The following is a 12,182-nucleotide window of genomic DNA, read 5'->3' as shown; positions in this document are numbered from 1 at the left end:
ACCACCCGTTTCAAATGATATAAATGATATATAGAGTGTTTTAACTATGTGCAACATGATTAAAAGTTAACTGTTGGGGAGCTGTTAACTTTTTCTTTTTAACCACAAAAGAGAGGATCCGCTGTGAGAAATAACTGCAGTGGATGCTCCCTTTTGTATATTATTTATTTACTAGCCGATAGTTGAAAGCTTTCCCGTTACTCAGTAGTATCGATTTTGTCTTCTTGACTATCTAAAGAACGGTCAACTTTTTCGTCGTAACTTTCCATGGAATTTTCATTTTTATGTTTCTGCTTATCGACCGTTTTATCGACTTTTTCTTTCTGTCGATCAATTGTTTTTTCCATCTCTTCGCCAGCCGAGGTACAACCACTCAGTAAAAGGAAACTTGTGAATAAAAACGCTGACAAGATAACTGTTTTTCCGATTTTTGTTTTCATAAACTCACCTCTCGTTTAATTTAAAAAAACGCCCCGATAAAACATTGTTTCCTTGATTATTTACTCACAATTAGCGAACAACTAAGACATTGCACAAAGCATGGTTAACTACATAATCTGTAGTAGAACCAATCAAGGTTCGTTGAATAGCACCTCTTCCCGTGGCACCTAGCACAATTAAATCTATGGCATAATTTTCAGAAATCGTATTGGCAAGATAACGTTTTGGGCTCCCAAGCTCAACAATTTTTTTGACTGTTTTTACACCAATTTCACTCGCTTGTTTTGCCTTTTCAGTGAGCATCTCTTCTGACTTGTGTTTTTCTAAATCATACAATTCTTCAAAAGAAAATGGACTCGTCGTAAATTCAGCATCATTAATAATTGTAGCTAAATAAAGAGTGGCTTGTTCCTCTTTAGCAATCCTGACAGCTTCATGAAAAGCTTTTTCAGATTGATCTGAGCCATCAAGAGCAACCAAAATATGTTGATATACTGACATTTTATCCGCCTCCTTAACCAAATTAAGAATCAAAACTAACACAACAGCTGTGTTACATTTTAGTGGCTATCTGTTGTAATTTTTCCACAGTTAATGCTTGATAATTTGTTTCTTCAAGTAGTCCCGTTTGAATTTCAACAGAAACATCTTCCGTACATGTTTCTAAAAACCTTGTGGCATAATCAAACTGTTGCTCTAAGAATGTTTCATATTCCAGTCGACAACGTAAAAATTCTTTCGCGGTATCCGAAACATGTAAACACATGCGGCGCTTATTCGCTTTCTTGGTTATCACAAAATAGGTTCCCTCTAAAATCGTGGTAATCTCTTCAATAATATACGCTGCATCTTTTACCATTCCGTCAATCCAGTCCTTTATTTGTTTTCAGTGTCGTTGCTTTTTTCTTTGTCGTCACTTAACAGCTCTTTAATTTTTTCACGATTGTCGTATAACTTTTTTCCTACGCCCACTAAGGCGCCGCCTGCCAATAACTTTGTTAAAAAGCCGCCATTTGCGTTTGTTTTTTTGCCATGGTGTCCTTTTAAATGATGTCCCATCCTAGCCACCTCCATAATTTTTATTTCTATTACCTATGAACATTATCTCATATGTTTTCACAAAACGCACGTATAACAATAGTTTTTTAATCAAGGCTCGACCACTTTGTAAACTCATGACTTTTAATATGACGAATCTCTTCAAATAAAATATGTGTATGTCCAACTTTTGCATACTCCATTGAACTCATCCCTTCAAAAACACCAACAATTGGCGGTTGAACACGGCCAAAATCATCCAATGTATTCAATTGGATTTCTAAAACTTGGTTATTTTTTAAAGACTGCTCTAAGTATTCTTCAATTTCTTCTGTTGTCTGTTGCGGTAAGCGTTCAAACGCTCTCTTAGAATATTCGTCAGAAGCTTCGATTCCTTCTTGTAACTCCCCCAATGCAAAAGCGGTCGCCCATTTCAGTTCAAAGGGCCGATCATGGTACTCATTATAAGGTGTAAATTCTTTTTTTGTTCGTTTCATGATGTTATCCTCCTAAACCGACATTTCCTCCAGCATGTCCACCGACTAATCCTGAACGATGAATTGCCGTCGCGCCTTCCAACAAAGAAGAGGCGTGAATTAAAGCTTGAAAGCCAAATTTTTGTCGGATTTTATCAATCAGATAGTTTAACTCCATTTCACTAATTTGCTCTTCTGGTTCCGAAAATAAATCTAATTGTAAAGATTCATTCCAAACTAATTTTCCATAAGAAAGCCCTAATTGCCGGACATCGGTTCCCGCTAGATAATGTTCTCTAAAAAGGGCTAATACATAGGTAATCAAAACTTTTGTATTGTTTGTTGCAGGAATCGTTTGTTGTTTTCGCCAACCAGTTCGTCCTTCACGGTCAATTTGACCTTTGGAATAACCAACGTAGACTGTGATACATTCCGTTTGACAATGCGCTTTTCTTAAACGAGCAGCCACTTGTTCTGTCAGTTCCTTTAAGACTAGTTCAATCTGATCTCTTCGCGCATAATCTCTCGGCAAAATCTGACTATTTCCAAATGATTTTTCAGCTTTATGTTGCGCTTTTTTCCCTAAAAAGGTACGATCAATCCCCCATGAATGAGCATACAATTGAAGCCCCATCACGCCAAATGTTTCTTGTAAAAGATGCGGATTCGCTTGCGCTAACTCATATACAGAATCAATTCCTAAACGATTCAGTCGTTTAGCCATTCTGCGACCAATCCCACAAAAATCTGTCAAAGAAGGCAACTGCCAGACAGTATCTGGTACACGATCATACCGCCATTCTGCAATAAAGTCTGGCGAATGTTTGGCGCCATTGTCCAACGCCAATTTAGCCAGTAACGGATTGTCCCCTATCCCAACGGTCACATAAATACCCACATGATTATAAACGACTCTTTGGATAATCCGAGCCATTTTATAGGCGGTTTCACAATGAAAATAACTTAAAGAAGCCGTTACATCAAGAAATGATTCATCTACACTAAACACAGAGTGATCTTCATCTGCGACAAACTTTTTATATAAATTATTGATTTCTTGATTTTTTTTCATGTACAAATTCATTCGTGGCGGAACCACATATAAATCAGGATGAGCGGGCACTTGATTTTTACGCGTAACATTTGAAACACCTAAAACTTTTTTTGCCATTGGCGATGCTGATAAAACTAATCCCCCCGCATTTTCGGCATTACTCATCACTACTAACATCGTTTTCAACGGATCTAACCCACGTTCTGCGCATTCTACACTAGCGTAAAAACTTTTGCAATCAATACAAAGAATATCGCGACTAGGTTCTTTTTCATAATCAAATTTCATAAACATCACCTCACTTGCAAAATCATTATACGAACAAATGTTCGATTAATCAAGCGAACACTGTTTATTTTTTTGTTTTTTTCAAGAACGGTCGGTGATCAAAAAAATAGTCCAACAACAAACAGAACCCTGTTGTTAGACTATTTACATATATTTGAAAAAGAACTCTCCAATAAAATAACAGTGTATTCAGATTAATACATAGAGGATAAACTTGAATAAATACTATATAAAACATGATTATTTTAATAGATTGGTGTAGTTTAATATCCAAATCAATATTATAGGTGATAATACACATAGAGAAATAAAAATAATCAAAAAATAGAACCATTTTTTAGAAACTAGCATACCTAATCCTATCGTTCCTAGTGTGTACAGTACTATCAAAATAAGATAGATTTTTGTTCCATTTCCTGAAAAATCCGTCTTGCTCACACTAGTTATCATTCGAAGAATAGCATATATAATCCCCAAAGAGCACAACATCCAAATAAAGCTACTAATATATTTAAGGAGATTCATAACCAGACCTACTTTCTATTAAATTACTAAGATTAGCCTTTCCAAGTTTGTGTGTGCGCCGCTCTAACATCAAAGTAATCAGGAAAAACATAACACACAATTCCAGAAACCGCTATCACAACTACTAACAACATATCTATATCATACTTTTTTATAGCATATTCTGCCTATAAAAAATAAATAACGGCATCAAAAGTTAGAATATTCATCTAACTTTTTGACGCCGTAACACCCTATTATCACTTTTTACATCTTATTTCGATTTAAAAATAACGATAAAAAGCCCGTTCCTAACAGAATTACTGCTGAAACATAATAAGGGAAAAAGTGATTGATATCAAATAAAGCTCCTGCTGCCATTGGTCCTAAAATATTACCAAAACTTGTAAATGTCGAATTTAGTCCGTTGATGGTTCCTTGTTGATCTCCAGCATGTTTGGATAAATAAGTAGTTACTGCTGGTCTAAACAAGTCAAACGCTAAAAAGACAATAAACGTTGAAAATACAACAACTAAATTATTTTTTGTAAAGGCAATCACGGCAATAAAAATGGCACTTGCAAAAAAGGTTAATTGGATTAAACCCATTTCACCTATTTTTTGGACGATTGCATCAAAGAAAAACAACTGACAAATCAACGCTAAAATACCACTAACCGTAATCACGATTGCTATTTCACTTGTGGTAAAGCCAAAATTAATAGTCGCCATAATACTATAAATAGATTCGAACGCTTGCAGGCCAAAAGAGGAAATTAAGATAATCACAAATAATGAGGTAAACATTGGATTTCTTAAAATATCCATAAATGAACCTTTTTTCGCTTCAACAGCGGCTAAAATTCGTTTCTCTGGCTCCTTCAAAACAGTTAATGTCAAAATAAAACCAATAAACGCTAAAAATGCGGCCGCAAAAAATGGAGCGCGAATACCTAAATAAGCAATAAAACCACCAACTCCTGGTCCGATAATAAAACCACCACTAATTGCAGCTGACACAAGTCCCATCGCTTTCGGACGTTCAGAAATCGTGGTCATATCTGCCACAAAAGCTGTCACTGACGGCATTAATAAAGCGGCGGCAATCCCACCTAAACCACGAGAAATATAAAAACCGCTTTTCGCTTGGGCTAAACCAAATAATAACTCAGAAATTGAAAAAACCAACATACCCGTCGCAATCATTTTTTTCCGACCAATTTTATCCGAAAGGACACCTGCGATTGGCGACGTGATTAATTGGGCAATCGCAAAAATAGAAATCATCATTCCCATTGTGGTACCAGAAAAATGCATTTCTTCTTTTAATTGGGGAATTACGGGAATGACTAGGCCTACGCCTAGAAAAACAAGAAATAAGTTAGAAATTGCTAAGTACATCATACTATTTTTTTTCGTCATAATTTGCCTCCTCCATAAAAAAACAGCCATCAAAAATGGCTATTTCTGTTTCTTTGTATGTACTTTCTTTGACAGTGTTTCGGCTGAAACACTCGTTGAGTCATTGAGATACATTTTACACTAATTCACTGAAAATTTCACTAGTTTTTACTTATTTTTTTAAAGGAAATTGTTATTTTTTAAAGACATAACTTAAGTATCCAAGTATTTAATGAATCGCTTTTGTTTTTTATCAGAAACATAGCCAATGTGTTCATAAAATTGATGTGCTGCTGTACGCTGTTCCCCTGAATTTAAGCGAATCGCAGACAAGTTACACTTTTTAGCTTCCGTTTCTAGTTTCGTCATTAATTGTTTGCCAATTCCACGGCCTTCTGATTCTTTTGCCACTACTAACCCCAGAACGTTCAATAACGTTTGGGAATAAATTGTTTCATACAGTTGCGCATGCACATAGCCTAAAATCTTCCCTGTCTTCGTTTCTTCATAAACATATAAAAACTCTCTGTCACTGGCTAGTAGTAATTTCTCAATCTGTTTACAGGTCACGTCAACGGGAACTTCATAGCCCAATTGTTCTTTATTAATGATAGTTAACGCCGCTGCATCTGTTGGCTTCATTTTTCTAATCAAGGGTAACAACCTCCTAAATGATATTTATAGAGTATTACTTTGGCTACTCTATAGTTTTTTCGATAAATAAAGAACTAACTCATCATCATTAACACACCGTTCGTTTGGTTTCAGCTGCTTATTTTGAAACCAGACTCCTGAACCATCTGGCACATATCCTTGTTTGATATATAATCTTTGCGCTGCACCATAACCAGGATGCAGGCCTACTCCCAAAGAAACAGTATCTGCATAACTTTTGGCAACATTTTCTGCACGATTTAATAATAACCGCCCCACTCCTTGTTTTTGAAATGGCAAGAATACATTGAAATCAGCTATTTCAGGATATAAATTTTTAAAAGGTCCTTCCTTAGCTAATGGCAGTAACGTCACATAACCTAACAGCGTTGCCTTTTTCTCCGCTACAAAAACCGTTCGTTGCTTGACTAATTGTTCTTCTAAATAGTTCATTAAAATCTCTTGGCGACTTGGCCAACCTTGTTGGACAAATTGAGTATCCAGCGCTAAGATATCTTTCTCTTGCATTTCTCTAATAACCACTAGCTCAGACATTAGCATTTCCTCCCGAAAAGCGTTTTCATTTTATAAAACGAAGCGAATACTTCTTCGCTCCCTTATTCATTTTCAAAAACCATCGAGTTGATGATATTTGGGCAAAACAGCAACACATGTTTTTTCTGAATTAACAGCAATAACGAACCCTTGCCATAAGGACCACGTCACCGCTTCACCTAATTTCTCTTTCACTCGTTGAATCATTTCAGCTTGCGTTAAGTCTCGTGCAGGAAAATGTTGAACTTTATCGTTACTGATTAAAAAAATAAATGATTCTGAAAAAGCTGTCATGACTTCAGGTGGTAAATTTTTTAATCGTTCTTGGTAATCCATTGAAACCACTCCTTCTTTTTTATCATACCACAACATCCATTTCTCTAAAAAGCGCAGCACTTACTACTGAATATCTGCTAAAATTTGCCTGATAATCTGCTTTTCAGACAGTTGTTCAGATAACCGCTGTTCTCCCGCAAGCCCTAAATAATCTTCTGGTAGCCACCAACGTTTCATTTCCACGACACCAAATTCTTGATTCTTGTTTCTCTGGCTATGTCTTTTCAACGTTTCTTCAAAAGAAATATCAAAATAATAAACCTGAACGTTTCCTTCAAAGAGATGGATTATTTCCTGAAAAAAGGAATGATAAATGGCTTTTTGAAAAATCCCTTCAACAATCACATACTGGCATTCTTGATACCCAAAAGCTACCAACTGTTTTAACAAAGCAATACTTAGATTACCTGTTTCATCTTTAACACGAAGCATTTCTCTGCGCACCACATCTTGAGAAATCAATAACGATTGTTCTTTAAGACACTGATGAAGCGCGTTAGCTATCGTTGTTTTACCACTACCAGAATTACCACGTAAAATAATTAATTTCGGTTGCATCTGTTTCCCTCCATTTTCTTGATTGTTGAAAACCAGCACAAAAGAGCAAAAAACTTGGAAAAAACTCTCCAAGTTTTGCTGTTATTTTGATGAATGTTTCGTTGAATCTCGCTGAATGAATTCCGTTCCGACAATAATTTTTCTAGGAACTGGGGGGGTATTCAAGCATAACTCTTTCATTGTCTCAACGGCTAGCTCACCCATCCATTCAGTATGAACTTTAACTGTTGTTAATGTTGGTGAAACATATTTTGCGACACTAATATCATTAAAACCAATGATAGAAATATCTTCTGGCACACGAATGGCTGCTTCTTGTAACGCCCGCATTGCACCAATCGCCAATGTATCACTTGCAGCGAAAAAAGCGGTTGGACGAGTGTCCGCTTCTTCAATAAAGTCTTTCATCGCTTGATAGCCTTCTTCAACAGAAAAAGCTGCTTCGACAACCCATTCTTGATGATAAAGGTCCAGATCTTTTAAGGTTTCTTTAAAAGCGACAAAACGTGGATCAACCAATGCCACGTGGGACTCTTTCGTATATTCTTGCCCAGAAAGCATACCAATTTTCTGATGCCCTTGCGCCAAAAATTCTTGCACAATTGTTTTAACACTTCCAGCAAAATCAACAACAATGGAGTTTTGGCCAAAAGCCATTGCATCAAAGTCTACAAATAGAAGAGGTGCGCCTAAGGCGGCTAAGGCCGCCACTTGCTTTTCATCAAATTTTCCTAGGGCAATTGTCCCGTCAAATCTTTTTTGAGACAGGTTTGTCAGAGATTCTTTGACTAAAAGAAAACCCAATTCCTCTGCCCGCTTTTCAACACCTAAACGAATCGATAAATAGTAAATATCATCCAGTTCTTCTGGATCGCTGAACCATTGGACAAACCGAATTTTCTTTTTGCCTGCTTGTTTTTTTCTGGCTCGCTTTTTATAATTTAACGTTTCTGCTGTTTCAAATATTTTCTTCTTCGTTTCATCACTAACTGATAATGTTTCATCATAGTTCAAAACTCTCGAAACTGTCGCTGAAGAAACACCGACTTGCTCTGCTATATCTTTAATGGTTACGATGTTCCTCACCTCAAATTAATCATTTTCAATACATTGAATAAATCGTTCAAAAGCACGACGGCCTTCTTCATCACGTTTAAAGACGCCGGCATCTGTTAAAATTTGAACAAAAATTGTCCCAATTCCTTGTTGGATCACTTCTTTGACATTGGCTTCAGTGATGGTTTGCTGACTGAGTTCATCCGCCCAAGCTCGATGACTTTCAGCAATTTGATTGGGTTGCTTTAATAAATACTTTTCGACTTCTCTTAATTCTTGTGCCAGCCTTGGTGGCAAAATAGCTAGTCCCATTACTTCAATTAAGCCAATATTTTCTTGCTTAATATGTTGTACTTCTGGATGTGGATGAAAAATGCCATCTGGAAATTCCTCCGAAACATTATTATCTCGTAAAACTAAATCCAATTCAAATAATGACCCTTTGCGTCGGGCAATTGGCGTAATCGTATGATGCGGTGTGCCATCTTCTGAATAGGCCCGAACTGAGACACGTTCATCAGAATAATTGCGCCATTTGGTCAAAATTAATTCGGCCGCCTCAACGAGTTCCTCTTGACGATCACTTTGAAGACGAATCACAGACATCGGCCATTTTAAAATACCTGCAGTTATCCCAGGATATTTTTTCAAAGAAAATCTTTTTTCCATTGGTGCTAAATCCATTGGAAATGTATGACGTCCTGCTTGGTAATGATCATGAGATAAAATAGAACCACCAACAATTGGCAAATCTGCATTAGAGCCCACAAAATATTCAGGGAATAACTCCGTAATTTTAAGGAGCCGCTGGAACGTTTTTTTCTCGATTTTCATTTCTCGATGTTGTTGGTCCAAGAAAATCGCATGCTCATTATAGTAAGCATATGGCGAATATTGAAAGCCCCAAGCTTCGTCCTCCAAATTTAGTCGGATAATCCGATGGTTTGTCCGTGCTGGATAATTCACACGACCATAATAGCCTTCATTCTCCATACATAACATACACGCTGGATATTTTTTTTGACTCATTTTCTTTTCAGCCAAAATTTTTCGAGCATCCTTTTCTGGCTTCGATAAGTTAATGGTAATTTCTAGTTTACCATAGGGTGAGTCCATTGGGAAAATAATATTTTTGGCGATTGCTTTCGTTTTAATGTAGTTATTCGTTTTACATAACTGATAAAAATAATCCGTTGCTTTTCGTGGAGACTCTTGATAATAATCCATAAACTTCCGATTAATAGTGGTTGGGGTCGGCGTAATAAAATCCATTAACTCCGCTTCTAGTTGTTCTGCTTCCGTAATTGAGTCATCGATTTGGTGATTGGCTTGTGCAATGTTTAAAAGCTGTTCCACCACATGCAACGGTTCTTGTTCACAAGCAACTGCTTCTGGTTGTTCAAAAAAATCACAGCCAACTAGTTTGGCAATCCGATTCGTCAAATAATAGCGGTCTGTTTCCGTCCAATCGCCATTTTCTATGATTATCTCTACAAATGCAGCAATCCATTTACTACTTTCTTTCATCATCTGATGTTCTCCTATTCATTATAGCCTTGAGGATGTTTCACATGCCATTGCCAAGCGGTGGCGATAATGTCCTTGACCTCAGTTACTTCTGGTTGCCAGCCTAAAATTCGTTTGGCTTTTTCACTAGAAGCAATTAACGTACTAGGATCCCCTGCTCGGCGTGGCGCGATTGTCGCAGGAATTTCTTGGCCTGTCACTTCGCGAGCAGCATCTAACATTTCTTTAACAGAATAACCGTTGTTGCTACCCAGGTTAAAGACGTCACTTTCACCGCCATTTTTCAAATATTCTAAAGCCAAAATATGTGCTGCAATCAAGTCTTCAATATAAACATAATCTCGAATGCACGTGCCATCTGGTGTATCATAATCATCCCCAAAAATACTTAGCTCTGCTCGTTGGCCTAATGCCACTTGTAAAATAATTGGCACAATATGCGTTTCTGGCGTGTGATCCTCACCAATTGAGGCATCTTTTTTTGCTCCCGCAACATTAAAATAACGCAAAGCAACATATTTCATTCCATAAGCGTTGTCGCACCATTTCATGATTTTTTCCATCATTAATTTACTTTCCCCATACGGATTTTTAGGATTCGTTGGGGTTTCTTCTGTAATAGGCATTGCTTTTGGTTCGCCATAAGTGGCCGCTGTGGAAGAAAAAACAATATGTTTCACTCCGAATTCTTGCATGACTTCCAAGGCAATTTGAGTGCCGTGAACATTGTTATTGAAATACATTAACGGTTTCTCCACGGATTCTCCTACTAAAGAATTGGCCGCAAAGTGCAACACACCTTCAATTGATTCCTTTTCAAAGATACTACGTAAAAAAGCTTTATCACGAATATCGCCTTCATAGAAAGTCGCTTGTTCATGAACTGCTGAACGATGCCCTGTTAATAAATTATCAACAACCACAACGGCATATCCTTTTGAAATTAATTGATCGACGGCATGTGAGCCGATGTAGCCTGCGCCACCTAATACTAAAATAGACATTTAAAGCCTTCCTTTCTAAAATAACTTTCTGGCACCATCATCAATTGATGCAGGATAAAAATCAGCAGCATAGCCAATTTTATCTTGATAACTCTGGCCAACAGCCTCAATAAATGCATCTATATTTTTCTTTGGTACCAAAGCAATACTACAACCGCCAAACCCTGCACCAGTCATCCGTGCGCCCAAAACGCCTGGTTGTTCTTGCGCACAAGCCACTAAGGTATCCAACTCAATACCGGTTACTTCGTAATCTTCTTTTAGCGAACGATGTGAGGCATTTAATAATAAGCCAAATTCTTCCAAATCCCCTTCAGTTAGCGCTTGTTTTGCCAATAAAGTTCGTTCATTTTCTGTGACGGCATGACGCGCTCGTTTAATCAACGTTGGATCTCCAATCAATGCTTGATATTGTTCAAATGTCTCGCTGTCTAATTCACCTAAAAATTCAATAGATAACTCTTTTTGAAGCAAACGAACGGCTTCTTCGCATTCTGCACGGCGTTCATTATATTTTGAATCTGCTAATTCACGACGTTTGTTAGTATTCATAATAACAATCGTATACTCACCTAATTTGGCGGGAACCATTTCATAGTGCATATTATTGGTATCTAGTAGAATAGCTTGATCTTTTTCTCCCATCCCCACGGCAAATTGGTCCATAATTCCTGAATTAACGCCAATAAATTCATTCTCCACTTTTTTACCGATTTGCACCAATTCAAGCATTGGACAGTGTAAAGCATATAAATCATTACAGATCGTCCCCATTAAAAGTTCAATAGAAGCAGAAGAAGACAATCCAGCACCATTAGGAATCGTACCGTAGAAGAGCACATCTAAGCCAGAATCAATATTGTGTCCGCTTTCAATCAAGTAATTTAAAACGCCTTTAGGATAATTTGCCCAATCATCTGAATCTGAATAGGTTAAATCTTCTAATGTAAATTCGATGAGACCAACCTCTTTAAAATTATCAGAAAACATCCGAATTTTTTGGTCGTCTCTTTTTCTTGCCACACCAAATGTCCCTAAAGTAATAGCCGCTGGGAAAACATGACCGCCATTGTAATCTGTATGTTCACCAATCAAATTAATTCTTCCAGGGGCAAAATAACAGGCTGTCCCTTTCTCACCAAATATTTCTACAAATCGATTCATTAACAGTTCTTCCATCACTAATCGCTCCTTTCACTAGTAAACAAATTGTATAATATTTACTAAACTTTTGCAAATATTTACTTAACATTTTCTTGATTGTCATTTTGATTGAAAACGTGTACAATA

General features: G+C 37.0%; 15 protein-coding genes. All 15 read right to left on the bottom strand.

All coding sequences use genetic code 11. From position 1 onward, the window contains the following. Positions 1 to 197: 197 nt before the first annotated feature. Positions 198 to 440 (bottom strand): hypothetical protein, encoded by a 243-nt coding sequence (locus tag IGL36_RS04420; protein ID WP_002358134.1) that lies wholly within the window; start codon positions 438 to 440, stop codon positions 198 to 200. 70 nt (positions 441 to 510) lie between these two features. After that, on the bottom strand, positions 511 to 942 hold the full coding sequence (locus IGL36_RS04415) for a universal stress protein (RefSeq protein WP_002391595.1): 432 nt from the start codon (positions 940 to 942) through the stop codon (positions 511 to 513). A gap of 52 nt (positions 943 to 994) precedes the next feature. Then, complete coding sequence (locus tag IGL36_RS04410) at positions 995 to 1,300, bottom strand: hypothetical protein (protein WP_002397742.1); 306 nt, start codon at positions 1,298 to 1,300, stop codon at positions 995 to 997. Between the two features lie 17 nt (positions 1,301 to 1,317). After that, complete coding sequence (locus tag IGL36_RS04405; protein WP_002360617.1) at positions 1,318 to 1,515, bottom strand: hypothetical protein; 198 nt, start codon at positions 1,513 to 1,515, stop codon at positions 1,318 to 1,320. 71 nt (positions 1,516 to 1,586) lie between these two features. Then, positions 1,587 to 1,976: a hypothetical protein gene (locus tag IGL36_RS04400; RefSeq protein ID WP_002358138.1), complete on the bottom strand. Its 390-nt coding sequence runs from the start codon at positions 1,974 to 1,976 to the stop codon at positions 1,587 to 1,589. Between the two features lie 4 nt (positions 1,977 to 1,980). Further along, positions 1,981 to 3,297: a Y-family DNA polymerase gene (locus tag IGL36_RS04395; RefSeq protein ID WP_002361586.1), complete on the bottom strand. Its 1,317-nt coding sequence runs from the start codon at positions 3,295 to 3,297 to the stop codon at positions 1,981 to 1,983. 771 nt (positions 3,298 to 4,068) lie between these two features. After that, entirely contained in the window at positions 4,069 to 5,223 is a 1,155-nt protein-coding gene (emeA, locus tag IGL36_RS04390) for a multidrug efflux MFS transporter EmeA (RefSeq protein WP_002358140.1), read from the bottom strand. A gap of 192 nt (positions 5,224 to 5,415) precedes the next feature. Beyond that, the gene (locus IGL36_RS04385) at positions 5,416 to 5,856 is read right to left on the bottom strand and encodes a GNAT family N-acetyltransferase (RefSeq protein ID WP_010716936.1); all 441 of its coding nucleotides are present in this window, start codon (positions 5,854 to 5,856) and stop codon (positions 5,416 to 5,418) included. A gap of 48 nt (positions 5,857 to 5,904) precedes the next feature. Next, positions 5,905 to 6,417, bottom strand: a complete 513-nt coding sequence (locus IGL36_RS04380; protein ID WP_002384748.1) for a GNAT family N-acetyltransferase — start codon at positions 6,415 to 6,417, stop codon at positions 5,905 to 5,907. Between the two features lie 66 nt (positions 6,418 to 6,483). Then, positions 6,484 to 6,783, bottom strand: a complete 300-nt coding sequence (locus IGL36_RS04375) for a hypothetical protein (protein ID WP_002384750.1) — start codon at positions 6,781 to 6,783, stop codon at positions 6,484 to 6,486. A gap of 27 nt (positions 6,784 to 6,810) precedes the next feature. Further along, a complete protein-coding gene (locus tag IGL36_RS04370) occupies positions 6,811 to 7,377 on the bottom strand; it encodes a kinase (RefSeq protein ID WP_002414355.1) in 567 nt (188 codons plus the stop codon). A 9-nt stretch (positions 7,378 to 7,386) separates the two neighbouring features. Continuing rightward, positions 7,387 to 8,391 (bottom strand): LacI family DNA-binding transcriptional regulator, encoded by a 1,005-nt coding sequence (locus IGL36_RS04365; protein WP_002358146.1) that lies wholly within the window; start codon positions 8,389 to 8,391, stop codon positions 7,387 to 7,389. Between the two features lie 6 nt (positions 8,392 to 8,397). After that, a complete protein-coding gene (gene galT, locus IGL36_RS04360; protein ID WP_002397739.1) occupies positions 8,398 to 9,888 on the bottom strand; it encodes a UDP-glucose--hexose-1-phosphate uridylyltransferase in 1,491 nt (496 codons plus the stop codon). 14 nt (positions 9,889 to 9,902) lie between these two features. After that, a complete protein-coding gene (gene galE / locus IGL36_RS04355) occupies positions 9,903 to 10,892 on the bottom strand; it encodes a UDP-glucose 4-epimerase GalE (RefSeq protein WP_010716934.1) in 990 nt (329 codons plus the stop codon). 15 nt (positions 10,893 to 10,907) lie between these two features. After that, on the bottom strand, positions 10,908 to 12,071 hold the full coding sequence (locus IGL36_RS04350; protein ID WP_002397856.1) for a galactokinase: 1,164 nt from the start codon (positions 12,069 to 12,071) through the stop codon (positions 10,908 to 10,910). Positions 12,072 to 12,182 lie beyond the last annotated feature (111 nt).

The sequence above is a fragment of the Enterococcus sp. AZ011 genome (genome assembly GCF_050548355.1).
In the GTDB taxonomy this organism is placed as follows: Bacteria; Bacillota; Bacilli; order Lactobacillales; family Enterococcaceae; genus Enterococcus; species Enterococcus faecalis.
The sequence above is the reverse complement of the archived record's forward strand: the minus strand, read 5'-3'. Positions and strand labels throughout refer to the sequence as shown.